Source organism: Pseudodesulfovibrio sp. S3, from assembly GCF_004025585.1.
In the GTDB taxonomy this organism is placed as follows: Bacteria; Desulfobacterota; Desulfovibrionia; order Desulfovibrionales; family Desulfovibrionaceae; genus Pseudodesulfovibrio.
The window spans coordinates 18,757-42,129 of record NZ_QTZO01000005.1 but is presented as its reverse complement, the minus strand read 5'-3'; the positions used below and the strand labels follow the sequence as shown (position 1 = coordinate 42,129).

22 protein-coding genes and 1 tRNA gene are annotated in these 23,373 nt (G+C 55.4%); 16 read left to right on the top strand and 7 right to left on the bottom strand.

Annotated elements, in window-relative coordinates:
• Positions 1-39: 39 nt before the first annotated feature.
• The 3 genes from DWB63_RS07135 to dsrA form a co-directional block, all read right to left on the bottom strand.
• Positions 40-288 (bottom strand): dissimilatory sulfite reductase D family protein, encoded by a 249-nt coding sequence (locus DWB63_RS07135; protein WP_128328132.1) that lies wholly within the window; start codon positions 286-288, stop codon positions 40-42.
• 65 nt (positions 289-353) lie between these two features.
• The gene (gene dsrB / locus DWB63_RS07130) at positions 354-1,499 is read right to left on the bottom strand and encodes a dissimilatory-type sulfite reductase subunit beta (RefSeq protein ID WP_128328131.1); all 1,146 of its coding nucleotides are present in this window, start codon (positions 1,497-1,499) and stop codon (positions 354-356) included.
• An 18-nt stretch (positions 1,500-1,517) separates the two neighbouring features.
• Positions 1,518-2,837: a dissimilatory-type sulfite reductase subunit alpha gene (gene dsrA / locus DWB63_RS07125; protein WP_128328130.1), complete on the bottom strand. Its 1,320-nt coding sequence runs from the start codon at positions 2,835-2,837 to the stop codon at positions 1,518-1,520.
• Positions 2,838-3,152: 315 nt separating this feature from the next.
• Between dsrA and DWB63_RS07120 the strand changes: the two genes are divergently transcribed.
• Positions 3,153-3,881 carry a YkgJ family cysteine cluster protein gene (locus tag DWB63_RS07120; protein ID WP_347231964.1) on the top strand — a complete coding sequence of 243 codons (729 nt, stop codon included), beginning with the start codon at positions 3,153-3,155 and terminating at the stop codon, positions 3,879-3,881.
• Positions 3,882-3,891: 10 nt separating this feature from the next.
• Positions 3,892-4,149, top strand: coding sequence for a hypothetical protein (locus tag DWB63_RS07115; RefSeq protein ID WP_128328128.1), 258 nt, complete (start codon positions 3,892-3,894; stop codon positions 4,147-4,149).
• A gap of 263 nt (positions 4,150-4,412) precedes the next feature.
• On the opposite strand, the gene DWB63_RS07110 is transcribed toward DWB63_RS07115, so the two are convergent.
• Positions 4,413-4,850 carry a Fur family transcriptional regulator gene (locus DWB63_RS07110; protein ID WP_128328127.1) on the bottom strand — a complete coding sequence of 146 codons (438 nt, stop codon included), beginning with the start codon at positions 4,848-4,850 and terminating at the stop codon, positions 4,413-4,415.
• A gap of 29 nt (positions 4,851-4,879) precedes the next feature.
• Entirely contained in the window at positions 4,880-5,818 is a 939-nt protein-coding gene (locus DWB63_RS07105) for a zinc ABC transporter substrate-binding protein (RefSeq protein ID WP_128328126.1), read from the bottom strand.
• A gap of 430 nt (positions 5,819-6,248) precedes the next feature.
• Here DWB63_RS07105 and DWB63_RS07100 point away from each other — a divergent pair, with 430 nt between their 5' ends.
• From DWB63_RS07100 to DWB63_RS07065, 8 genes are all read left to right on the top strand, one after another.
• Positions 6,249-7,007 (top strand): hypothetical protein, encoded by a 759-nt coding sequence (locus tag DWB63_RS07100; RefSeq protein ID WP_241648703.1) that lies wholly within the window; start codon positions 6,249-6,251, stop codon positions 7,005-7,007.
• A gap of 274 nt (positions 7,008-7,281) precedes the next feature.
• Positions 7,282-8,052: a protein phosphatase 2C domain-containing protein gene (locus DWB63_RS07095; protein WP_241648700.1), complete on the top strand. Its 771-nt coding sequence runs from the start codon at positions 7,282-7,284 to the stop codon at positions 8,050-8,052.
• Between the two features lie 58 nt (positions 8,053-8,110).
• Positions 8,111-9,151, top strand: coding sequence for an extracellular solute-binding protein (locus DWB63_RS07090; protein WP_241648697.1), 1,041 nt, complete (start codon positions 8,111-8,113; stop codon positions 9,149-9,151).
• A gap of 14 nt (positions 9,152-9,165) precedes the next feature.
• Positions 9,166-10,212 carry an ABC transporter ATP-binding protein gene (locus DWB63_RS07085; protein ID WP_128328124.1) on the top strand — a complete coding sequence of 349 codons (1,047 nt, stop codon included), beginning with the start codon at positions 9,166-9,168 and terminating at the stop codon, positions 10,210-10,212.
• 1 nt (position 10,213) lies between these two features.
• Positions 10,214-11,890 carry an iron ABC transporter permease gene (locus DWB63_RS07080; protein ID WP_241648694.1) on the top strand — a complete coding sequence of 559 codons (1,677 nt, stop codon included), beginning with the start codon at positions 10,214-10,216 and terminating at the stop codon, positions 11,888-11,890.
• 120 nt (positions 11,891-12,010) lie between these two features.
• Positions 12,011-12,703 carry a M15 family metallopeptidase gene (locus DWB63_RS07075; RefSeq protein WP_128328123.1) on the top strand — a complete coding sequence of 231 codons (693 nt, stop codon included), beginning with the start codon at positions 12,011-12,013 and terminating at the stop codon, positions 12,701-12,703.
• A 208-nt stretch (positions 12,704-12,911) separates the two neighbouring features.
• Positions 12,912-13,406, top strand: a complete 495-nt coding sequence (locus tag DWB63_RS07070) for an isoprenylcysteine carboxylmethyltransferase family protein (RefSeq protein WP_164879806.1) — start codon at positions 12,912-12,914, stop codon at positions 13,404-13,406.
• 2 nt (positions 13,407-13,408) lie between these two features.
• Positions 13,409-13,873 carry a MarR family transcriptional regulator gene (locus DWB63_RS07065; protein ID WP_128328121.1) on the top strand — a complete coding sequence of 155 codons (465 nt, stop codon included), beginning with the start codon at positions 13,409-13,411 and terminating at the stop codon, positions 13,871-13,873.
• A gap of 97 nt (positions 13,874-13,970) precedes the next feature.
• Here the strand turns inward: DWB63_RS07065 and DWB63_RS07060 are convergent, their stop codons facing one another.
• Positions 13,971-14,444 carry a methylglyoxal synthase gene (locus tag DWB63_RS07060; RefSeq protein ID WP_128328120.1) on the bottom strand — a complete coding sequence of 158 codons (474 nt, stop codon included), beginning with the start codon at positions 14,442-14,444 and terminating at the stop codon, positions 13,971-13,973.
• Between the two features lie 523 nt (positions 14,445-14,967).
• On the opposite strand from DWB63_RS07060, the gene DWB63_RS07055 reads away from it, so the two are divergent.
• The 5 genes from DWB63_RS07055 to DWB63_RS07035 all read left to right on the top strand — a co-directional run bounded on the left by DWB63_RS07055 (position 14,968) and on the right by DWB63_RS07035 (position 22,429).
• Positions 14,968-16,449, top strand: a complete 1,482-nt coding sequence (locus DWB63_RS07055) for a GNAT family N-acetyltransferase (RefSeq protein ID WP_128328119.1) — start codon at positions 14,968-14,970, stop codon at positions 16,447-16,449.
• Between the two features lie 1,120 nt (positions 16,450-17,569).
• Positions 17,570-18,400, top strand: a complete 831-nt coding sequence (locus DWB63_RS07050) for an ABC transporter ATP-binding protein (RefSeq protein WP_128328118.1) — start codon at positions 17,570-17,572, stop codon at positions 18,398-18,400.
• The gene (locus DWB63_RS07045) at positions 18,397-19,176 is read left to right on the top strand and encodes an ABC transporter permease (protein ID WP_128328117.1); all 780 of its coding nucleotides are present in this window, start codon (positions 18,397-18,399) and stop codon (positions 19,174-19,176) included. The genes DWB63_RS07050 and DWB63_RS07045 overlap by 4 nt, the downstream gene beginning before the upstream one ends.
• Positions 19,177-19,234: 58 nt before the next feature.
• Positions 19,235-20,206, top strand: a complete 972-nt coding sequence (locus DWB63_RS07040) for an ABC transporter substrate-binding protein (RefSeq protein WP_164879805.1) — start codon at positions 19,235-19,237, stop codon at positions 20,204-20,206.
• Positions 20,207-20,323: 117 nt separating this feature from the next.
• The gene (locus tag DWB63_RS07035) at positions 20,324-22,429 is read left to right on the top strand and encodes a molybdopterin-dependent oxidoreductase (protein WP_128328115.1); all 2,106 of its coding nucleotides are present in this window, start codon (positions 20,324-20,326) and stop codon (positions 22,427-22,429) included.
• Between the two features lie 150 nt (positions 22,430-22,579).
• Here the strand turns inward: DWB63_RS07035 and DWB63_RS07030 are convergent.
• Positions 22,580-22,666 (bottom strand) — tRNA-Leu (locus DWB63_RS07030).
• 252 nt (positions 22,667-22,918) lie between these two features.
• On the opposite strand from DWB63_RS07030, the gene DWB63_RS07025 reads away from it, so the two are divergent.
• Positions 22,919-23,368: a hypothetical protein gene (locus tag DWB63_RS07025; protein ID WP_128328114.1), complete on the top strand. Its 450-nt coding sequence runs from the start codon at positions 22,919-22,921 to the stop codon at positions 23,366-23,368.
• Positions 23,369-23,373: the final 5 nt, after the last annotated feature.

The window sequence follows — 23,373 nt, the reverse complement described above, 5'->3', positions numbered from 1 at the left end:
GATGAGGACAAGGCCTTAAATACCGAATACGGCTTGAGACTAGCTTTCGCCCTCGGAAGCGGCCTGTTTGCCAGCTCCGGCGAGACCATACATGGTGGTGGACCCGGAGGACCAGAACACCAGTTTTTCTTCCTGAATCAGTTTGGTCAGGACCTTCTTGACGTCACGCGTTTTCTCATCCGGGAAAAGCTTGGTGAAATCGTTGAAGTAGAACTTGGTCTTATTAGCAGATTTCTCTTCGCAAAACTTGAGAATTTCAGCTTTTGCAGCTTCAGGATCGAGTACCATAACGGACTCCTTCTTTTTGGAAAGACGGGGTACGGCAAAAAGCCGTACCCCGGAGCTTCATTATATTACCACTTGAACTGCGTGGTCTGACGCCAAGTGTAGTATGCCGGATCACGGAAGTCATCAATCAGATGCTCGGTGAAAGGCAGGTCGCATTTCTCGAAGAAACGCTCCCAACCGATACGATTGGCCCAGTCGCCCAGTCGTTCGTACTTATTGGCATCAGCTGCGTAGGTGTCGAGGATCTTCTTGATCACCTTGGTCAGCGTGGGCCAGCGAGGCGGCTCGTTGGGCACGAAGGGAACCACAACCTTGGAGAAGGAGGGTTTGGTGATACGGTTGGAGATCTTACCACCGACCATGATGGCGATACCGTCGCCGTCGCCGTCAGACAGCGGAAGCGAGGGGCACATGGTGTAGCAGTTACCGCAGAACATGCAGCGTTCTTCTTTAATGGCAACGGTCTTGTATGTCTCGCCGTTGAGCTCGACCTTGGACGGGCGGACTGCACCGGTGGGGCAGGCAGCGACGGCCAGGGGAATCTCGCACAGGTTGTCCAGGTACTGGTGGTCGATGATCGGCGGCTTGCGGTGAATACCGAGAATCGCGATATCGGAGCAGTGGACAGCGCCGCACATGTTCAGGCAGCAAGCCATGGAGATGCGGACCGGAGCGGGAAGCTTCATGCTGGTGAAGTCGTCGAAGACAACGTCCATGGTAGCTTTAACGGTACCGGAAGCATCGGTTGCCGGGGTGTGGCAGTGGACCCAGCCCTGGGTGTGAACGATATTGGTCACACCAGCGCCGGTGCCGCCGACCGGGAACTTGATGGAGCCGCCGGCGAACGTCTGGCCATTCAGATACGCCTTCAGTTCCTTGGCAGCAGCTTCAGTCTCCACCTGGAATTCAATGTTGTTACGCGTGGTGAAACGGACATAGCCCTTGGCGAACTTGTCAGCGATTTCACAGATTTCACGGATATGGGTGACGGACATCAGACGAGCGGTACCGGCGCGGACAGTGTAGGTCTTGTCGCCGGATTGGGCTACGTGCAGCAGGATGCCGGACTCGATGATTTCGTGGTAATCCCATTTACCAAAGTTGTCTTTGATAACCGGGGGCAGGTACTCGCCAAAGTGACGAGGGCCAATGTCGGAAATCCGACCTTCCATCGGTTTGTCGGGATTGTACCCGGAAGAAATAAAAGCCATATTATTTCACTCCTCTTTTTAGCGCTGGTGGCGCTTGCGGAAATCGTTGATGTCGCGTTCCCAACCACCTTCAACATCTTCAGCTTTCCAGAAGATGTAGGGGTTGTGGCGAGGTTCCTGGACCTGGCGGGCGTCAACGGGAACGCCGGCGGCGTTGACCAGAGCAGCCATACCGAGACGCTTCATGGTCTCACCGATACGCTCACGGTTCTTGCCTTCTTCCATCCACCAATCCCACACGCCTTCGATGAGGTCCTTGATGGACTGGTAATCGTCGTCTTTGTTGACTTCCATGAAAGGTACGAGCAGGGAACCCATCTGGGGACCGTCGAGGATCGGGGCCTTGGCGCCGCACAGGATGGAGCAGCCGCGTTCGTCACCGACTTTCAGGGCACGAGGCATGGTGTTGATGCAGTGCATGCAACGGACACATTCCTTGTGATCCATGATCAGCTTGCCGCCTTCGTAGGAGATGCACTTGGACGGGCACAGGTCAACGACTTCCTTCTGGATGTCGAATGCGCCCCAGTCACGGTCGGCGTGGGCGCCGGCGTTGGGAGCGATCTCGCCACCGACGTAGGCAGCAACAGCTTCCTGGTCGACTTTGATCGGGTCTTTCCAGGTACCGATGAAGGACAGGTCGGAACGGGCGATGGCGGCAACGCAACCGTTGGGGCAACCGTCGAACTTGAACTTGAACTTGTAGGGGAATGCGGGACGGTGGAGCTCATCCTGGTATTCCATGGTCAGATTGTAGCACAGTTCCTGAGTGTCGTAGCAGGCGTATTCGCAACGGGACATGCCGAGGCAGGTTGCCGGGGTACGCAGGTTGGAACCGGAACCACCGAGGTCGATGTCCAGGTTGTGGGTCAGCTCGAAGAAGATTTCTTCCAACTGCGGGGTGGTGGTGCCCAGGAACACGATGTCGCCGGTGGCGCCATGCATGTTGGTCAGACCGGAACCGCGAAGGTCCCAGATATCCATCAGGTCGCCCAGCAGTTTGGTGTTGTACCACTTGCCGTTGGGCTGAGCCACGCGGACGGTGTGAAAGTGAGCAACGCCGGGGAACATCTGGGGCTGGTCACAGTAACGACCGATAACGCCGCCGCCGTAACCGAAAACGCCGACGATGCCGCCGTGCTTCCAGTGAGTTTCGCCGTCAGTGTAGGACATTTCGAGGACGCCCAGCAAATCATCGGGACAATCGACAGGAATCTGATAATCCAGTCCCTTCTCGTTCTTGGCTCGAGCTTCAGCCTCCTGTTTGATGTCGGATACAAAGCTGGGCCACGGGCCGCTTTCCAGCTGATCCAACAGAGGAGTTTTGTGTTTCGCCATTCCCTTAACCTCCATAGTTTGATTAAGATGTTGCCATCAACCATTATTGCGCCCAGGCCGGCAAACGGTGGTGAAACCACCCGGAGCCAGAACGCCTTTCCTACGTAACGCAACTACCTGGAATAGTGGCACTTGCGCCAAGATTCACAAGGTATGCAGGGGTGACAATGTACTGGACCTATCGGTTTTCTGTCAACCGAAATATCCAAGAAACCATTGCCAATCCTAATCTTGCGGACACAACGGACAGCCTGTTTCGGGAGCAAGTCTCTACCCCCGCACTTGCCATAATTGCCAAGCCGGAGTATCGGTCCCATGGCACAGGATAGACCGGAACAATTGGTACCCCAAAAGAATATGAGGAGCAACACAAACTTGCAGATTTCAAACAATAAGACACCACACTGCCGCAGGTGCGGGGACTGTTGCCGGAGCGGCGGCCCGGCTCTCCATACAGAGGACTTGCCCCTGATCGAGGACGGCTCCATTTCCTTATCGGAAATAGTCACGTTGCGCACCGGCGAGCGGGCCTTTGACCAGCCCGGACAGATGGTAGCTCCGCTTGAGACCGAAATCCTCAAGATCAAGGGCCGCGACGGCTCATGGGCCTGCATCTACTTCAGTCCCGAAAGCAGTACTTGCAGCATGTACGAGACCCGTCCCGCGGAATGCGAGGCGCTCTTCTGCGAAGACACCGGCCCGCTGCTGGCCATGTATGATAAAGACAGACTTACCCGCGCAGACCTCCTGCCCGAGGGGCACCCCCTGCTTTCGCTCATGGCAGATCACGACGCCAAGTGCGACCCAGTGCTCATGGAAAGCCTGGCCAAGGCAGCCCGCGAAGGTGACCGGGAAGCGGGAGAGGCGCTCAAGGGAATGGTCGTCTTTGATATGGAAATGCGCCGACTGGTCCCCGAAAAGACCGGCATGGACCCGAACATGAACGAATTTCTCTTCGGAAGGCCGCTGCGTACCCTGCTCGGCACCATGAACATCAAAGTATATGAAATGGACGAAACCATCCGATTCAATTTTCACGCCTAGGAGACACACCATGAAAGACGAACGAGGCCATTATTATACCCCGTCCCTCCAGCACCCCGAAGTACGCATGTATGTGCGCGACAACGAGGGCCAGATCGAATTCAGGCTCTACAATCCCTCGGAGCCGATAATATGGGAAAAGCACCAATGGGTGCCCTATACCGCCATTGAACAGGCCGCCGCCCTGTACCGGGAGAAGGATACGGCCCGCAACCCCTTGGCGCTGTATGACCTGGACATCGCCACACGCCTCCTGCACGGACAATAAACACCGACGACAAGACGAGGTTTCCCCTTTCGGACACCGGCTCCGAAAGAACGATTCGGCCTGTCGTGAGCAGGAAGTTTTCCCGATATGCACGACAAACAATAGGGGCTTCCCCTATTGTCAACAGAGGAAATGTATGCCCTTATCATATGCCATTGACAGTAATAATTGTTTTCCCGACAATCCCCGTCGGGAACTCCCCGGAAAGGCTCCAATCACCGCCATGGAGCCTTTCTTTTTTTTAACGGGCCGAACACCCGCGGCTATTCAACCGCCCGGCTGCCTTCACATTCGGCACACAGGCCTTCCAAGTGGAGGTCGATACTGCTCACGGTCATCCCCAAAGCTCTGGCTACGGCCTTCTCGTCGAATTGCAAAAGGGTGTTGGCAACACACTGCACCTTCCCACACCTGGTGCAATGGAAGTGGCTGTGGTCGGCGCCGACGCAAAAATGCAGGGCCCGTTCCCCGGAGCTGATGCGGTTCACAACCCCATTCTCCGCCAACAGGTCGAGTATCCTGTAGACCGTCACCCGATTGAGCCGGTGCTCCCGCAGGACGGTCGTGTAGACCTCACGCGCGGTCAACGGATAACGGCTGTCCGCAACGGCGGACAGAACCAGGATGCGGTTGAGGGTCGGCTCCAGCCCGGTCCGTTCAAGAAATTTCCGGGCTGCCCCGGCAGGGCTTTGAACTGTCATATCCACGCTCCTATTACCCCGTTCGACACCTATTTGAGCGCCTTGCCAAAAGCCTCTGCCGCATGACGAAGGTTGCCACTCCAGTCTTCCGCAAGGGGATCAAGGGGGATCACCCTCGCACCCAGTTCCGAGGCAATGACCGAAGCGCTCTTTTGGGAAAATTGCGGCTGCACAAAGACCACGGATATGCCCAACTCCCGCCCATGTTCGATGATTTCGGCAAGATGTCTCGGCCCCGGCTCGTTGCCCTGGGCCTCGATGGGTACCTGGATCAGGCCATAGCGATCGGCGAAATACCCCCAGGACGGATGAAAGACCATGAACGTCCGCTTGCCTTCGGGCACCGAGGCCAACCGCCCGGCAATGAATTCGTTGGTCTCGTCAATCTCCCGGAGGAGGGCCGCAAGGTTGGCTTCATAGACGGCACGATTCACAGGGTCGACGCTGACCATCCCGGCGCAGACGTTTCGGGCAATGGTGCGCGCCCGCACGGGGTCGAGCCAGATGTGAGGATCAAGGATGCCGTGGTCGTCATGACCATGCGCTTCGGCCTGTCCGACCTCTTCGTGGTGGCCCTCTGCCTCACCGGCATCGTGATGGTGTTCGGCCATGGGAATCTTCGTGACGCCCTGCTCGGTGTGAATGATGCGCAGGGACACGTTGGAGAAGGAAAAGCGGGAAAGCCATACGTCCTCAAGACTGATGCCGATGGCAAAGTACGCCTTGGCCATGGACAGGGACGTCATCTGCCGCGGCGACGGTTCATACATATGCGGATTCGCCCCCGGCATGACAAGGACCGAGACATTGACCAAATCACCGCCGATCTTTTCCACGAAATATTTCTGGGGCATTATCGTGACGAACACCTGGACTCTGTCACGGGCCGATGCCGGGACCGCCGCCCCCAAGAACACCAACGCGCACAGGATCAGAATTCCTTTTTTCAACAATGTCTCAAAAGCCATGACACCACCTCCCGACGACAGTCTGTTTGAGTAACCTGATTGCATCATGCAACAGTGTTGCTTTCGCTGTCAACTTTTTTGCCACCCTGCGCTTCACGGCGGCACATGTGCCTGAACCAGAACAAGCTCCAACCCCTCGGACGACGACGCCATGAAAAGCAAATAACCGACTAATATAATTGCAATATTGACACAATGTGCGAAATCAAGGGGAAGCGGATCCCGTATTGACTTGCCTGTCCGAGTGCAATAATTCCCAGTGACGGTTCAGGAGCGTACCAAACGCGCGTGCCGGGCACGCTGCCACTCTCCTCCGTTGCATCCCGCCCCTGCCCGAAACAACAGGCCGTGCGGACAAATAAAACGGCAGCCTCACTGGGCAGGCCCAGAATCCTCAAGAGGATTCGCAAACAGGTGCCGGTCGCTCCCGATGCCCGACAACAACAAGGACTCTATGCGCCACTATCTCAGTATCGACGACACGGACAACCTGGAAACCAAAGGCACCGGCTGGCTGACTGAACAAGCCTGCACCGAAATGGCCGCCCTGGGACTGGCAACATTCTCTCCGATCAGCCGCCACCAGCTTTTCGTGCATGAGGATGTGCCCTATACTTCACACAACAGTTCCATGTGCGTGGAAGTTGAGGATTGCCTCGATCCCGAAGCCGTCATCCGCCACATGCAGGCGTATCTGGAGAGACACGGTGCGCCCGGCTCTGATCCGGGCCTGTGCATGGTCCGGGAAGACCTGCCCGAAGAAGCCCGGCAACGGCTGATGCGTTTCGGCAGGGATGCCAAGTGTCTGGTCCTGAACAAGGGGCTGGCCTATGCCCTGGCAAGGGAACTGGGCGTCCACCTGTCCGAACACGGAGGCACCGGAGACGGAGTGGTAGGCGCTCTGGCGGGCGTGGGGCTGCGCATGAAAGGCGACGACGGCCGCTACCGCGGCTGGCATCACCTGGGCCCGGAAGGGACAACCGTGAGCGCAGGCGAGATCGCCCGTCAATGCGGCGCGTCCCATGTGCAGGACGAGGCGGGCGCCCCGCTGGAAAAGGAAACGCCGGTTCTGCTCCAGGAGCGCATCAAGCTGATCCGCCGCAACGGCCTGCCCGTGTTGCTGGCACGCCCGGCGCAACCGAACGGCCCCATGCAACTGCTGCACAAGAGCGACCTGAAGGCATACTGACCTCCCGGCAGACCGAAAGCCGTGACCCAAAGACCACCTGTCCTGATTCTCATGCAACACCAATGACGCCTCATTCTTCTCGCGACAAGAAACACTCCCTCACATTCCGGCATTGTGTACCCGCATTTGACATTGACCCTTGCGGCGCCTTGCCGCCATTCGTATAGAGCACATCGATTTGACAGCGACATATATTTGCTGAAACCCTATATGTGCAAAATAGCAGGGTTATGTCATGCATGTTGAAACAGTATTCGAACAGGGTGTTGGAACAATGAACGAGGATTTCCATTTTGTGCATGGAAATCAATTCGGCGTTTTTGACGGTGCCACCAGCCTGACCCAGGCAACGTACCGAGGCGGACGCACCGGAGGTTTCCTGGCATCCAACATTGCAGGCAAAACCTTCATGGATGAAAAGACGTCCCTGCTTGAGCTGGCGGGCAAGGCGAATTCCTCCATTCGCGACGCCATGCGGGAATCCGGGGTCGACCTGAGCGACAAAGGATACCTGTGGAGCACCAGCGCGGCGGTCGTGCGCCTCTATGACGACCGTTTCGAATGGGTCCAGATAGGGGATTGCCTGGTCATGATCATCCATGCCGACGGCCGCCGTGAAATCATCCCGTCGGCCTTCGACCACGACCTGGATACCCTGAACATGTGGAAGGAAGCCTCCGGCGGGACCGACGCCCCGATCATTTCCGCCCTTCACGATCAGATATTGGGCGTCCGCAGGCTCTCGAATGTCACCTACGGGGTCCTCAACGGGGAAAAGGAAGCCATGAACTTCATGAATCAGGGTTCCATGTCCCTGGATACCGTCAGCCACATCCTCCTTTTCACCGACGGATTGTTCCTCCCCAAGTCCGACCCGAACGAGCGCGAGGATTTCGACCTCTTCTCATCATTATATTTAAGCGGCGGGCTTGCCCGTGTGCGCAACCACATCAGGGCAATCGAGGCGCAGGACGCGGGATGCCGCACATACCCCCGGTTCAAGGCCCACGACGACATTGCAGCAATCTCCATTGCCTTTGATTGACCCGCTGCCTTCACCACAGCCAATTGCAATTTCATACAATAATATCACTGGAGGAACTATGCGAGATTTGAATGGGAAAGTGATGAGGCTGGCCATGGCGGCCCTGATGCTGGTCTTCTGTGCATCCCCCGCCCCGGCCGACACGCTGGAAGAAAAGGTGGTGGTCTACTCCACCCACGGCGAATCCATGCTGGAGCTGGTGGCGGACGGTTTCGAAAAGGAGACCGGGGTCAAGGTCGAATTCATCAACCTCAAGGGAGAACTGGCGGACAGGGTCCGCGCTGAAAAGGCCAACCCCCAATCCGACGTCATGTACGGCGCCCCCTCCTCGGTCTTTCAGGAACTGAAGGGCCAGGATCTTTTCCAGCCGTTCACCCCTTCATGGGCGGACAAGGTCAATCCCCTGTTCAAGGACAAGGAAGGATACTGGATCGGCACCATCCAGACGCCCGTGCTCATGTTCTACAACAGCGAGATGCTGACCGCCGAAGACGCTCCCAAGGACTGGAAGGATCTGGCCGATCCCCGCTACCAAGGCCAGATGGTGTTCAGAAACGCCCTCTCCTCTTCGGCCCGTGCCACCTACTCCGCATTGCTCCAGCAGTATGAAAAACAGGGCAACCTCGACGCGGGCTGGGCCTTGCTCAAGGGTGTGGACGCCAACACCAAGCGCTATTACGGCAGCGGTTCGATGCAGTTCCAGGCCGTGGGCAGGAAGGAAGCCGCCATCAGCTTCGCGGTGCTGAACTCCGTCATCGACAACAAGATCAAGAACAAGATGCCGCTCAAGGTCATCAACGCCGAAAGCGGCTCTCCGGTCATCACGGACGGCATCGCCGTCATCAAGGGCGCCAAGCATCCCAACGCAGCCAGGGCTTTTGTCGAATACGCGGGCAGCGCCAAGGTGCAGGCTCAACTGGCCAACAAGTTCAACCGCATGCCCACCCATCCCGAGGCCATGGCGGATTCCCCTGCATGGATGAGCGAGATCACCTTCAAGGTCATGGATGTGGACTGGGGCGACCTGGCCTCCAAACAGTCCGCGTGGATGCAGCATTGGGACATGGAGATCAAGGATTCCGGCAAGGACACAAAGTAGCAGGGAGCGACAGCATGGGAGAAGTGGTCATCAAGGGGGTTGAAAGATCCTTTGGCGACACCGTCGCCTGTTCAGGCATTGATCTGGACATAGCCAAAGGGGAATTCTTCACCTTTCTGGGCCCCTCCGGCTGCGGCAAGACAACCATATTGCGTCTGATTGCGGGGTTCATTACCCCGCAATCGGGCAGCATTTTCCTGGGGGGCCGGGACATCACCCGCCTGGCCCCGGAAAAGCGCAAGGTGGGCATGGTGTTCCAGAACTATGCCCTTTTCCCATATATGACCGTCCACGAAAACATCGAATACGGACTGAAGATACAGAAAAAGTCCCCGGAGGAAATCCGTGGGTCCGTCGCAAGGCACATGGACATGGTCGGCCTGACCGGCTTCGGCCAGCGCAGGATTTCCGAACTCTCGGGCGGCGAACAGCAGCGGGTGGCCTTGGCCCGGTCCCTGGCCGTGGAGCCGCGGGTGCTGCTGCTGGACGAACCCATGTCCAACCTGGACGCCCGGCTGCGCGACCGCATGCGCGTGGAGCTGAAGAACCTGCAGCGAAAGCTCGGCATCACCACCGTGTTCGTGACCCACGACCAGACCGAGGCGCTGACCCTGTCCGACCGCATAGCGGTGTTCGACAAGGGACGCATTGTCCAGGTGGGCACCCCGGAAGAGATCTACGGCAAACCGAAAAACGCCTTTGTCGCCAAGTTCATCGGCGATACCAACCTGCTGGAAACCCGGTGGAAGGACGGCAGGGCAACCGTGGCCGACGGACTGGATATTCAGGTGAACGGCCAATACGGCAAAGGGAAATACCTCTCCATCCGGCCCCAGGACATCTCGCTCACAAAAGAACCGGCTGCCAGTGCCAACTGCCTTGAAGGCCGTCTGGCGGACAGGCAGCTCAACGGCGTCTGGATCAATTACGTGGTGCAGGTGAAGGACATCACCCTGCGCGTGGCAGCGCTGAACACCATGGGCCGGAACATCGATTGCCGGGAAGGGAACACCGTCTTTGCCTCGTTCCCCGAACAGTGCGTCACGGTACTGGACGAGTGACATGATAAGACGGAGCATTCGCAGTTTGCCGGGCTGCATGGTGATCGCGGCCCTGATCTGGTTCCTGACGGGGTACATCCTGTATCCCGCACTCTCCACACTCAAGATCAGCCTCACGCACCTCGACGGATTCACGACCGCCCGCTACCTGGATTATTTCGCCACCGCCACCAACCTGCTGGTGCTGAAGAACTCCATCGTGCTCGGCCTGCTGACCGTCTTGACGTGCGGTTTTGTCGGCACAGCCCTGGCTTTTGCCGTGCACTATTTCGAGTTTCCCTTCAAACAGACCGTGGACAAGATACTGCTGCTCCCGGTGATGATGCCCGGAATCATCATCGTATACGCCTTTGAGCAACTCTACGGGGAAAGCGGGCTGGTCACCAAGACCCTTGAAACGATCCTCGGCCTTGGAAGCGCCCCCTACCATTTCATCGGGTTGCCGGGAATCCTGCTCGTCCACACCTACACGCAATACGTCTATTTCTACATCGCGGTTTCACTGGCCATCCGGCACATCGACCTGGCCGTGCTGGAGAGTGCCCGGAGTCTGGGCGCATCAAAATTCAAGGTCTTCACTTCGGTCATCCGGCCCTTCATCACCCCTGCCCTGATCACCGCCGCAGCCGTGACCTTCATGACCGGCATCGGCTCCTTTGCCGCCCCGAGCATCATCGGGGGAAGCTACAAGGTGCTGACCACCCAGATACTGCTGGCCAAGGCCAACAACTACATGGGCATTGCCGCCGTTCAGGTGGTGGTGCTGACCTTTTTGTCCCTGATTTTCTTCGCCTTGCTCCGGTGGTACGAAAAGCGGATGCTCTTCGATTCTTCCGTGAAGGGCGTTCCCATACAACCCGTGAGAATGCGCAACCCGGTGGCCCGATACGCCCTGTATCTCCTGGCCGGTTTCCTGATGTTGGCGATCTTCCTGCCCTTCGCGACCATCATAGTGCTGTCGTTCGCGGACTCCAGCTCCTGGATGATCAGCGTCTACCCGCGAGAATTCACCGTGGACAACTTCCGGGCCATATTCACCCGCGCAAGGAAACTCCAGCCCTTTCTGACCAGCGTGAACATGTCGCTGCTGGCAGCGTTCCTCTGCCTCCTGGTGGCCGTTCCGGCCTCCTACATCATCGAAAAAACGCGGCTGAAAGTACGCTGGCTCATCGAATTCCTGGTCATCCTGCCCTGGGCCATGCCCGCCAGCGCCGTGGCCGTCAACCTGATCAACGCCAACTCCACACCCAACATTTTCGCCTTCAACACGATCCTGCTGGGAACCTACATCCTCCTTCCCCTGGGATATTTCATCAACTCCCTGCCCATCATGGTCAAGACCGTCCATATCTCCTTCCAGAACCTGAGCGACACTTTGACGGAAGCCTCCAAAAGTCTGGGAGCTTCGGGATTCCAGACCTGTTGCAAGGTCAGCCTGCCCACCCTCTATCCGGGACTGCTGGCCGGTTTCCTGTTCGTGTTCATCCGAAGCATCGGGGAATACACGACCTCGACGTTCCTCTACACGGCCTCCAACAAGCCGGTCTCCATCGCCATGGTCAACGCCGTCTTCGAGTACGAAATGGGACTGTCCATGGCCTACGGCACCCTGCTCATCATCCTGACCGGCGTGTTGAGCCTGGTCATCAGTCGACTGCGCATGAAAACAACAGCCTGATAGGTCGCAAATCCACGCCGGACACCCCTGCCGCCAAAGGTGCACATCCACGGATTTCACGGTATGAGCGGACAGGCCGGGCCGAAATTCGGGCATCCAGCCAAAACAAGGAACGCCTTCATGTTTGAAAGATCCGTCAAGACCGTCTTTTGCCTGCTGTTGCTGTGCGCTTTTCAGGCCGTCCCGGCCCTGGGCGCCTCCCCGTTGCCGGACGGCTTCGTCCATGTGGATGAGTGCATCCCCGGAGTGGTCCTCGACGTTCGCTATTATTCCGACGACAACTTCGTCGGCGAACGCATCCGCGGATATCTGGCGCCGAGGGTGATCCTCTCAGAACCGGCAGCCAGGGCCCTTGCGGCAGTACAGGCGGAATTGACCCCGTTCGGCCTGGGCATCAAGGTCTTTGACGGATATCGCCCACAACAGGCCGTCGACCACTTCGTGCGCTGGGCCGCCGACGCCAAGGACACCCGGATGAAGACGAAGTACTACCCGGACGTACAGAAAAAGCACCTGCTCAGGGACGGCTTCATCGCTGGGAAATCCGGCCATTCCCGAGGCTCCACCGTGGACCTGACCATTATCGACAAGCTTACCGGAACCGAACTGGACATGGGCAGCTCCTTTGATTTCTTCGGCAGGAAATCCTGGCCGACCGACACCGGAATCAGCCCCCAGGCCAGGGCCAACCGGGCTTTGCTCAGCAACATCATGCAGCGGAACGGCTTCAAGCCCCTCCAAAGAGAATGGTGGCATTTCACCCTGATCGACGAACCCTACCCGGACACCTATTTCAATTTTCCGGTGCAGTGAGCCTGCTGCCCGACCCTTTGCCCATATTCATCCCTCTCCGAACCGATACTATCGGCCACCCATATGGATCCGTGACGGCGCCAACAGGTTCGGACAACGCCTCTGCGGCACAACTCCAGAATTGACAACCAAATTTACATGTTGACAATATGGTTGTCATAGTGGTACACCATTCACAACATATGAAATGCACCACCAGGAGGTTGCAATGGAAAAGCAAACCATACCCGACATCCCGGCAACGGATTCAGCCGGCGTGAACATCATGCCGCCATTCTTTTTCTACTGCTGCCTGCTCAGCGGCATTTGCCTCGACCTCATCTTCCCCTGGACGCTCCGGGCTGTTCATTATCTGATCATGTTGAGCGCGGGCGCAGGGATCATAGCGGCAGGGATATTCTTCATGATGTGGGGCCATGGCCGGTTCCGATCCCTGGGCGTCAACGTACCGACCAACCTGCCGGTGTCCCGGCTGGTGACGGATGGCGCATACCAATACAGCCGCAACCCCATGTATGTAGGCTTCATGTCCATTCTCGTCGGATTGGGCGTTGCCATAGGCAGCCTGTGGATGCTCGCCTCGGCCCTGCTCATGTTCCTGTACCTTTCCATCTATGTCATCCCCAGAGAGGAGGCGTACCTGGGCAGGCGGTTTGGGGCGGAATATAAGACATATCGCAACATTGTACGCAGGTGGTTGTAATCATGGCTGGAAAACACGCTTCCGGTGCCCAGCTGCATGCCTTGTTCAAGGAGTTGTTCCACACCCAGGCGACCCTGTCTGTACTCATGGACGACATCCATGAACAGGCGGGCATGCGCACCTCTCAGGTCAGGTTGGCAAACACGCTAGTCAAACTCGGCCGGACAACGGTTCCGGACGTGGCTCACGCCCTGAACATCTCCCGTCAGTTCGTGCAGACTGCGGTCAATGAACTGGAGCAGCAAAACATGATTGTATTTCTGGATAATCCGCGCCACAAACGTTCCAAACTGCTGGAACTCACCGATCATGGCCGCGAGACCTTAAGGCAGGTCCATAAAAACGAAGCAGCCATCATTCAACAAATGTTGCCGGACATTGACGCGACCAGCGCCGTGAACGCCTGCACATTGCTTGAGTGCGTCCGGGAAAAAATGGCACTTCTTATTCCCGCAAGGGGAGCGTAATAACCGCCATCTGCGATTATCGCATTGTGTTCCCGCGGTTGCGCACCGCCTATCGCGAAAACAGAATCGTGAATCCCAAGGAGACGAAGCCGGAAAGCTAGTCCAGACTTCTATCGGCATAGGCAAAGAATTCACTTTTTTTCATACTGAATTCATTGTCGAAAAAGACCGATGAAATCAGAAACTCTGCCGACGAACGGTTGCTGGCCGTCGGAAGATTGTACAACACGGCCAGACGAAGCAATGCCTTCACATCGACGTCGTGGGGCTGGGGTTCCATGGGATCCCAGAAAAAAATGAGGATGTCGACTTTCCCGTCGGCGATCAGCGCGCCAAGCTGTTGGTCCCCGCCCAACGGCCCCGACTTCAACCGGGTGACCTTTTTCATGCCCTGGCCCTCGGCAGACCGCAGGGCTCTCTCGGCAAGCAGCGACTCGACCAGACGGCCGGTTGTCCCCGTGGCAACCAGATTATGCCTGAGCATGGCGTCACGGTTGCAGTCCACAAAATCCAGCAGCTCTTCCTTGCAGTTGTCATGAGCCACCACAGCGATATTCTTTACTTTATTCATACAAACTCCAGATCGTAGCACCATTCAAGGACTTCATGCTTCTCCGAGGCCCAACCAAAGTTCCTCGAAAAGGCCAAGCATGATTCAGACAGGCGGAAGCTGCCCCGCTTGCCTCGTCGCAAAGCCAGCTTTCATCCCCATAAGTCATTTGTCTATTCTTTTGTCGGGTTCACGGCAAAGATCTTGAAAGAAAGATCTTGCCCCCCTGCACTGATTGGGGATTATATGCGAACGGGCGACAGGCGTTCCGCCTCCATTTGGGCTATTCATGACAAACCATGTCCATTACATTACCGAGCCAGAACCTGAGAGCGGCTTACGCTCGGGTGAATACCTCAACAGGAGATCGACCGCTTTTCCTTGATCGGCGCGAGAGAGAATATTTGGGAAAGATGTGCGTCCTGAAAAGCCTGAACGGAACTAAAAATTGGTATGGTGTCCCCCGAAATCTAGGCATGGTGTCCCCATAAAATGGGCATGCCTTATGCCTTGAAGTTTTTCCAACAATCAAGCTGAGATAAAAATGAAAAGAACTGATTCTGTTTCTATGACGCTACCTGCAAACGTAATGTATACTTCCATTGCCGTTTCGGCTGCGAAAAGCTGTGCCGACAGCGCGGGTTTTGCCAAAGAAGACACATATCGCATCAGCCTCGCCATGGATGAAGGACTGAATCATGCCCTTGAATTTGGCTACGGCGGCCCTCAGGAAACCATAGAGACCACTATTTCCAGGACCTCGTTGGGGTTACAGATAACCATTCAATTCCATGGGTTGCCATTGGAAATTGCGCAACTCCCAAAATACGACCCAAAACGCGCCGTACAATGTGGAGACGTCACCGGAATAAGCCTGCTGCTCATCGAAAAAATGCTAGACAAGGTATCCTTTTCCATCCAACCGGGAGGAAGGCGAACACTCTCAATGGAAAAATATCTTCCCGCGAAATTGGCCTACGAGAAAACCACACCACGGGAAACAATAAACCTATACGAAAATACGGATTACACTCTTCGCCTCGCTTCCCCAGACGATGCCGAAGCTATCTCTCGATTAGCCTTCCAATCGCATGGAGCGGTTTTATTCAGCGAGTATATCTACTACCCTGATCGGGTCAGAGAGATACTCCATGCCCAAAAAATGGTATCCGTGGTGATCGAAACAGACGACACCCATGAGATAATGGGACACGGTGCTTTGGTGCGACGCAAGACAAAGTCTCTCGTGGAGGAATTGACGTTCGGCTTTGTTGATCCCCGGTTCAGAAGCAAAAGAGGCGCATCTCGCCTGGCTGCATTCCTTGAAGAAGATGCCCGCAAACGAAGCATCTATGCCATTGAAGCCTTTGCCGTCACCAACCACGTCCATTCTCAACGAGCCATACTCAGCCTAGGAAGCAAAGAGTGCGGCATACTCATTGATACAAGCCCGGCCTCACACTCATGGGGCAAGGACTCAGAAGCTGACAAGAGACGAATCGGAAACTTGATATTTGTCAAATATCTCGATGGATTTTGTGGCCAAACCTTGTACATTCCCAATCATCATCGACAGATGGTTGAACGAATCTATGCGCACCACGGCGTATCGGTAAGCGTGGGCAACACGGTAACGGATGCCCCGCCCCTGAGTCCTGAATCAAGCATATGGACTATGTCGGACATTAAAGAGGGTTGGACCGCCTTCGGGGTGAAAGAATATGGAGTTGATGCAGCTGCCCAGATTGCGGACAGATTGAAACATGCATGCGCTCAAGGGATTTTTTCTGTCCATCTGGCACTCCCTCTGGGAGACCCCTTAACCAGAACAATGGCAGCAACGTTTGAAGATATGGGCTTCTTTTTCGCTGGAGTCGGCCCCGACGACGAGGGAAACGAAAACATTATCCTCCAGTACATTACCGCCACCACCGTTGACTACGAATCCATTCACGTTCATTCCGAATTTGCCAATGAAATCAAGGAATATATCAAGACATGCGATCCTCGCGTTAAAATTGCATAGGCAGGACTGAGCAATCTGGGGGCAGGACACTGTTTTCATTAGTATTGTTTCCACCCAATTTAGTGGCAAACCAGTTTGTGTTAATTCAGTTTAGATAAGCAACTATAAAAAAACCACACTGACAATAATACCATCATGAATACACCTATCTTATTAGTTCTTTCTCCACCGCCTTATTTTAATACAGTTATACATGGTTGTGTTGAACCGTTTTTTTATTCATATCAAATGAGAATCGGTACAGAAAATATTGCTCTCAAAACAACATGACATGGAGTATATGTCTGCTTGGGTGTTGACTTCAGCGCTTCAGGAACTGGCGCAGATGTTACAGTTAATCCATAAACACCTTCCCCAATCCCCTCTTTTTTTTGGAACCAGGAGGGTGCCCCCCCTTGCAGACAAAAAGCGGCCCACGATTATCCATCGTAAGCCGCTAATTTTATTTTGGTACCAGGAGGAGGGCTCGCCCCACATACACATGCTAGCGCCCGGCGGATTGTAGGTCTTAATTTCGCCTTTTCCCCCACAACCTCACATGTTTGCCTCAAATGCGCGACAGACAATAATGCACGCCCATTGTTGCCTCCACGCGACAACGCCTTCTTGTGCACTATTTTCAAAGTGCTTTGTAACAATGCAGGGCAAATCAAAAACTAAATGCCCCTGAGTTAGCGCACACAGGCACAGAGGTGGATTCATCCTGTTGGCCACCAAGCGGCGGGTTTGAATCGGCAGTATTACGAGACTTTTTAAAGTGCTTGCCATGGGCCCAACACAATAAGCACTTCACTGCTCTCCCCTCCTGCTTTCTGCTGTGAAAGCTTAATATAGCAGGTCGTGGTTGACACAAATTCAACACATAGTATATCTGAATGCGCCAGATAGATAGTATCTATATTATGCTCGCATTAGCATATAAGATGAGCCCAAGTTTTCCCTTGTTGCGCTGAACAATCGATGGCTTGAATTCACAGTAAAGGAAAGTCGAGTCTCCAAATCTCTTGGTGCCATCGAGCATCTTGCCCAGAGATACAACCTGTTGGATATGGAAAAGGTAATGATGAAAACCGTGGAGCCAACTACTCTAAAAAACAGTCCAATGGTCGAAATGCAATGCATGGATCACTCAAAAGACATCCTGCAAACAATCCCGGACAATGATTTCAAGCTCTCGGCCTGCGGAATAACCCACTCCTACCATTCTCCTGCAGGACAGAAGACTCCTGCTCTCCATGACGTGAACATCCAGGTGAAAGAGCAGGAGTTTGTGGGTATTGTCGGGCCGAGCGGTTGTGGAAAAAGCACCCTGCTCAATATCATGGCCGGTTTGGTCAGCCCCAACCAGGGTCGAGTTTACCTGGATGGAGCACCTCTCTCCGGCGTCACCCAAAGCATCGGGTACATGTCCCAAGCGGATACACTCATGCCTTGGCGCACAGTACTCGGCAATGTGGAATTCGCCTTGGAGTTGCAGGGGAAGGCAAAAAAGGAACGCCGGGAAATTTCACGGGACCTCATTGAAAAAGCAGGGCTTGGCGGCTTTGAAAACAGTTACCCCCACGAACTGTCCGGAGGCATGAAAAAACGGGTGACCATCATCCGCATCCTGGCCACCCAATCCGATACACTTTTCATGGACGAACCTTTTGGCGCTTTGGATGTCTTCACCAAAGAAATGCTTCAGGACGAGATATTGAAACTCTGGCAGGACACGAAAAAGACCATCCTCTTTGTTACCCACGACCTGACCGAGGCAATCACTCTCTGTGACCGCGTCATTCTCATGACCGCACGGCCATCCACAATCAACACCGAATACGACATCCCCCTGGCCCGCCCGCGCTCGGCCTTGGAAACCAGATTCCAACCAGAATTCGTGGAGATGCAAAGACTCATCTGGAATGATCTGCGTACGGAAGTCTTGCAGGCGGCTGGAGAATGCAAATGAAGCCTCCTGTACGATGTTCCAACTCCACGGTCTTCGCTCTCCGGCTGATGCTGATTTTCGGGGTATTGTCCGCATGGGAGGTCTTGGTCCGTTTCGACCTGCTCGACCCTTTCTTCATGAGCCAACCCACGGCAATCCTGTTTGACATGAAGGAAGCCTTTGTCTCGGGCGACATCATGCCCCATATCATTGTCACGCTGAAGGAAGCCCTAGCCGGATTGCTCATCGGCACATTTACAGGGATAGCCTCGGCCCTGCTCCTGGAAAAGATCGATTTGTTGGCCAGGATTCTCGACCCCATCATCATGGCCTTTTACGGCATCCCGAAACTGGCACTCGGTCCCATATTCATACTGTGGTTCGGGCTCGGCATGCAGTCCAAGATCTTTTTGGCCGCCCTCATGGTCTACTTCCTCGTGCTTTTCAACGCGTATGCAGGGTTCAAGAACGTGGATCAGACTCTTGTCAATGCCGCCCGGCTCATGGGCGCGAAAAAAGGGCAAATCATGCGAAAGGTGATCCTGCCCTCATCCTCCCCCTGGCTTCTTGCCGGAGTGAAGGCCGGACTTGGCGCCGCCCTTCTCGGGGCTGTGGTGGGTGAATACATCGGTGCGAACGAAGGTTTGGGCTGGATGGTGGAATACGCCGGCGGCATGTACAACATCGCTCGCGTCTTCACCTGCATCATCACTCTCATGCTCATTATGGCAGTGCTCAACGCCATGCTCGGAATGGTGGAACGGTATCTTCTCAAATGGCGGCCCACCGCCTTATAACCCTACTCTTGGAGGACAGACGATGAATGTGCGAGGCTTGGTTAAAGTTGGAATTGTATTGATCTCTTTCATTGTGTTTTTTGCTGCGGTCAAAGTTCAGGCAGGGGATGAACCTCTGACCAATGTCATCATCGCCCAACCCGGCCATGATGATTATGGAATCCCCCTCTATCTCGCGGACAATCTCGGTTACTTCAAGGAGCAGGGGCTTGCCATCAAGTTTGTCAATTTCAAATCCAGCCCCCTTTCCGTTGCCTCTCTCCTGGCAAAGGAAGTGCAACTCTGTCTGACCAGCTACGATCAGGCCCTGAAGACCTATGAAAAAGGCAAAGTCCTGAAGATTATACTGACCACCACCGATTCCCACCCCTGGTGTATAATCGCCCAACCCGAAATCAAAAGACCTGAGGATCTGAAGGGAAAAAACCTCTCTGCCAAGATGCCAGGTTCCGGCCCTCGCGCATTCGTCTCCGCAGTCCTGCTCCACTATGGTATCAATCCTGAAAAAGACGTCACCTTTGTCGACCTGCCGGGAACGGCCATCATTCCCGCTTTTACCAACCACGCAATCGACGCCACTTTTGGCAGCGGCGTGCATAAGGCCCAGATGTTGAACCGAGGCGGACATGTATTGGTGGACATGAACGATCCCGCCCAGCACATGGCTGTGCTCGGAACGGACAAGTACCCCCTGAAGGTCGTCCTGACCACGGATGAATTCGCTACAGACAACCCCGAAATCATGCAAAAATTCACGAATGCCGTTGCCAAGGCCATGAAGTGGGAAAGCACCCATTCGAGTAAAGAGATCGCAGAAAACGTCAAGAGCTACTTCCTGGGTTCCATTGACGAAGCGATAGTGGACGACGTGCGCAAGCCCTTCAGCCACACTGGCCTGGTGACCGCTTCAGGACATGAGGCCATCGTCAAACAATCCATCAGCGTCGGCATGATCAAGGAATCCATTCCCATGGATGCAGTTGTGGACATGAGCTTTATGGAAAATTCCCAAAAAATCATGGACCAATAACGGTTGTCTTAAAACAGAGGCCGGGTCGTCATCCACACCCCGGCCTCTTTTTCTTGGACGCACCCCCAATCACCACCGGGGCATTGACCAATCCCATCATAACCACCAGAGACCAATATGCACACCCATACCCAGCGCACCATATGCCAATGCTGCCACAACAACTGCGGACTTCTCGTCACGCAAGAAGCCAATGGGAAATTACAGGTAACCGGCGACCCGGACCATCCCATGAACCGTGGACGTATCTGCTCCAAAGCCCAGGCCAACGTGGCAACGCTCCATGCCCCTGACAGGCTGACAATGCCATTGCTGAAAACACGCGGGGGCTTTGCTGAGATATCCTGGGACGAAGCGCTGGACGTGGCTGCGGATCGATTAGGCAAAATCCGTGAGCAACACGGCCCTCTTGCCTTGGCACGATTTGCGGGTGCTCCGGTCTCCTACCTGGCCAGGGACGGTTTTTTGCAATTCATGGGCGCATTCGGCTCACCGAATCTCACCAGTATCGCCAACCTGTGTATGGGACCCCGCATGATGGCCTTCCGGGCTGTCACCGGAGGCATACGAGCTGAACCCGATTACGCGAACACGGATTTGGTCCTTTTTTGGGGCAGCGACCCTGTAGGCGGCGGCCGTTTTTCGGCCTATGCAACCTATGACGGCGGCCTGGACAACATCCTTCCCCGGCTTCGGGCACGGGGCGCACGTCTTGTATGCATTGATCCCTTTCACAGCTCCACAGCCAAAACCTGTGATCAGTGGCTGCGCATCAAGCCCGGAACCGACACGGCCCTTGGCCTGGCCATGATCCATGTCATCCTCGAGGAAGATCTGTACGACCGCGACTTCGTCGCAGAGCATGGCCACGGCTTGGCCGAGCTAAAAAAACACGTGACAGAATTTGACCCTGCCTGGGCCGAAGGCATTACCGGCATTTCGGCGGAAACCATTGCAAAACTGGCCAGGGACTACGCCGGGGCACAGGCAGCCGTCATTTACGAAGGAAACGGTCTGGACATGTACACCAACGGTGTGGATGCAGTCCGATCCATCGCCATCCTCATCGGGCTGACAGGCAACCTGGATACTCCTGGAGGCAATGTTTTCATGCCCATGCCCCACCCCCCAACCTTACCCACGGCACCGCTGCCCACCGAGCAACGGATCGGATACGACCGTTTTCCCCTGCCGCCACAGGTTCCCTTTCCGGCAATCAAAGAGGCCCTGCTGGGCGAGGAGAAAAACCGCCCCAGGGCAATGATCGTTCACCACGGAAACCCGGTACTCATCCAGGCGAATTCCGCACGCACCAGTGCCGCCTTGAAGAAACTGGACTTCCTTATGGCCTGCGACATCTTTCCCACTGCCACCACGGCCCTGGCAGACTTGGTCCTGCCCATGACCTCCACCTTTGAGAGTTACGGATACAGGGCCTATTCCAGCCACCAGGGCGGATTTTTCGCCCTGGGTCGACCGGTCGCTCCGCCGGCGGGCGAGGCTCGTTCGGTCTTTGAAGTTGAATACCAGTTGGCTGAAAAGATGAATCTGCATCAAGACTATCCGTTCCATGACGACAGGAGTTGGGTGGAATTCATGACCAATCCTTCGGGAATAGAAATGGAAGAAATGGAAGCCAAACACATCGTCTTTGCAACTCCGCCCATACAATACCGCAAATATAGGGCCAACGGATTTGCTACGCCTTCACGCAAAGTGGAATTCAGCTCCCTGTGGTTTGACCGCCTGGGCGCGGCTCCTCTGCCGGTCTATGCCGATCCCGCAGGAAGGCCGCTTGTGCTCGACGACCTGACCGAGCAGGGCTTCACACTCTTGGGTTCAAGCCGCAGACCCACTCAGTTCGTACACACCAAGTTCAAGAACCTTCACGCCTTGGCCAAGGCCTACCCCATCCCTCTGGTCTACATACATCCAGAGGATGCCGAAGCCCGCGGAATCCTGGATAAATCTGAAGTCGAAGTGAGTTCTCCTTACGGTAAAATCACCCTCTCGGCCTCCATCAGCGAAGACACCAAGCAAGGCCTGGTGTTTGTCGACTTTGGCTGGGGTAATCCTTCGGACGGTATGGGTAACATCAACGATCTCACTGACGATCAGCATTTCGACCCCTACTCAGGAGGCACGCCCAACCGACTTTTCCCCTGCGAGATAATTGCGCTGGCTACTCCTGCGTTGAACATTCCAGCAAGCAACGCCAGCTGAATTAATCGCCTTGCAATGCGATAATCGCGATAGCCCCTGCGAAGAAGAAAGGGCAAAACAACGAATAAGAAAAAGCAAGTCGGACCTTCTTTTATGCAAACAACAAAATAGCGGCTTACGATTATACATCGCAAGCCGCCAATTTCATTCTGGTACCAAGGGGGGGACTCGAACCCCCACAGGCTTGCGCCCGGCGGATTTTGAGTCCGCTGCGTCTACCAATTCCGCCACCCTGGCACGGGAGACGTTCTTAATAGGGCAGCCGCCACCCCCCTGTCAACATTCTTGTCACAATCTCCTGTCCCAAAGCATTGCCTCGGGTCGCGCACACTCGAATAGAAATCAAAAGCAGCGCACAACAAACTTTCACATCTTTTAACATCATATGAATGGTGTTTCGCCGCCATTGGCTTATACCGACATTTCGCCCAAACCCGGTCGCACTTCCGGCTTGGGGCAATTCGTGAACCCGAACAAATCGAGAACGCCATGAAACGACACCTTACTCTGTTGGCCCTCACGGCCCTGTTCCTTGTTGCTGCCTGCTCCTCCCATGAACCGCCTTCACGCGAAGAAATGGGGCCGCCTCCCGTCCCTACGGCCGAGGAGCGCCTTGTCGTGCTTGAAAAACGGCTGAACCTGACGCCGGAACAATCCAAAGCCATCAAACCGATCCTGGCCGAAGAGTGCGAGCGCAAGTCCGCACTCATGGACAAGCCCGGTGAAGACCGCAAATCCCCGGAGGAAATGCGCAAGGAACGGGAAAACCTCGAGTGGGATATCTGCCTGAAGCTGTCTGCCCACCTGACCGAAGACCAGATGTTCCAATACAGCAAGCTGCTGGAAGAAGAGGCCAAGGCCATGGAAAAACAAAAACAGGACCGACCGGATGGACCTCCGAACGGTGGCGGCAAGAGCGGCCCTCCTCCCCGCCGCTAGCATGA

What these genes read in the sequence shown, in the direction of transcription:
- DWB63_RS07100 (WP_241648703.1), top strand. Translation starts at nt 6,249, where the DNA reads ATGCCCGACAACAACAAGGACTCTATGCGCCACTATCTCAGTATCGAC.
- DWB63_RS07080 (WP_241648694.1), top strand. Translation starts at nt 10,214, where the DNA reads ATGATAAGACGGAGCATTCGCAGTTTGCCGGGCTGCATGGTGATCGCG.
- DWB63_RS07120 (WP_347231964.1), top strand. Translation starts at nt 3,153, where the DNA reads ATGGCACAGGATAGACCGGAACAATTGGTACCCCAAAAGAATATGAGG.
- DWB63_RS07035 (WP_128328115.1), top strand. Translation starts at nt 20,324, where the DNA reads ATGCACACCCATACCCAGCGCACCATATGCCAATGCTGCCACAACAAC.
- DWB63_RS07110 (WP_128328127.1), bottom strand. Translation starts at nt 4,850, where the DNA reads ATGACAGTTCAAAGCCCTGCCGGGGCAGCCCGGAAATTTCTTGAACGG.
- DWB63_RS07025 (WP_128328114.1), top strand. Translation starts at nt 22,919, where the DNA reads ATGAAACGACACCTTACTCTGTTGGCCCTCACGGCCCTGTTCCTTGTT.
- DWB63_RS07085 (WP_128328124.1), top strand. Translation starts at nt 9,166, where the DNA reads ATGGGAGAAGTGGTCATCAAGGGGGTTGAAAGATCCTTTGGCGACACC.
- DWB63_RS07115 (WP_128328128.1), top strand. Translation starts at nt 3,892, where the DNA reads ATGAAAGACGAACGAGGCCATTATTATACCCCGTCCCTCCAGCACCCC.
- DWB63_RS07060 (WP_128328120.1), bottom strand. Translation starts at nt 14,444, where the DNA reads ATGAATAAAGTAAAGAATATCGCTGTGGTGGCTCATGACAACTGCAAG.
- DWB63_RS07090 (WP_241648697.1), top strand. Translation starts at nt 8,111, where the DNA reads ATGCGAGATTTGAATGGGAAAGTGATGAGGCTGGCCATGGCGGCCCTG.
- DWB63_RS07070 (WP_164879806.1), top strand. Translation starts at nt 12,912, where the DNA reads ATGGAAAAGCAAACCATACCCGACATCCCGGCAACGGATTCAGCCGGC.
- DWB63_RS07105 (WP_128328126.1), bottom strand. Translation starts at nt 5,818, where the DNA reads ATGGCTTTTGAGACATTGTTGAAAAAAGGAATTCTGATCCTGTGCGCG.
- DWB63_RS07095 (WP_241648700.1), top strand. Translation starts at nt 7,282, where the DNA reads ATGAACGAGGATTTCCATTTTGTGCATGGAAATCAATTCGGCGTTTTT.
- DWB63_RS07075 (WP_128328123.1), top strand. Translation starts at nt 12,011, where the DNA reads ATGTTTGAAAGATCCGTCAAGACCGTCTTTTGCCTGCTGTTGCTGTGC.
- dsrA (WP_128328130.1), bottom strand. Translation starts at nt 2,837, where the DNA reads ATGGCGAAACACAAAACTCCTCTGTTGGATCAGCTGGAAAGCGGCCCG.
- dsrB (WP_128328131.1), bottom strand. Translation starts at nt 1,499, where the DNA reads ATGGCTTTTATTTCTTCCGGGTACAATCCCGACAAACCGATGGAAGGT.
- DWB63_RS07050 (WP_128328118.1), top strand. Translation starts at nt 17,570, where the DNA reads ATGGATCACTCAAAAGACATCCTGCAAACAATCCCGGACAATGATTTC.
- DWB63_RS07055 (WP_128328119.1), top strand. Translation starts at nt 14,968, where the DNA reads ATGAAAAGAACTGATTCTGTTTCTATGACGCTACCTGCAAACGTAATG.
- DWB63_RS07065 (WP_128328121.1), top strand. Translation starts at nt 13,409, where the DNA reads ATGGCTGGAAAACACGCTTCCGGTGCCCAGCTGCATGCCTTGTTCAAG.
- DWB63_RS07135 (WP_128328132.1), bottom strand. Translation starts at nt 288, where the DNA reads ATGGTACTCGATCCTGAAGCTGCAAAAGCTGAAATTCTCAAGTTTTGC.
- DWB63_RS07045 (WP_128328117.1), top strand. Translation starts at nt 18,397, where the DNA reads ATGAAGCCTCCTGTACGATGTTCCAACTCCACGGTCTTCGCTCTCCGG.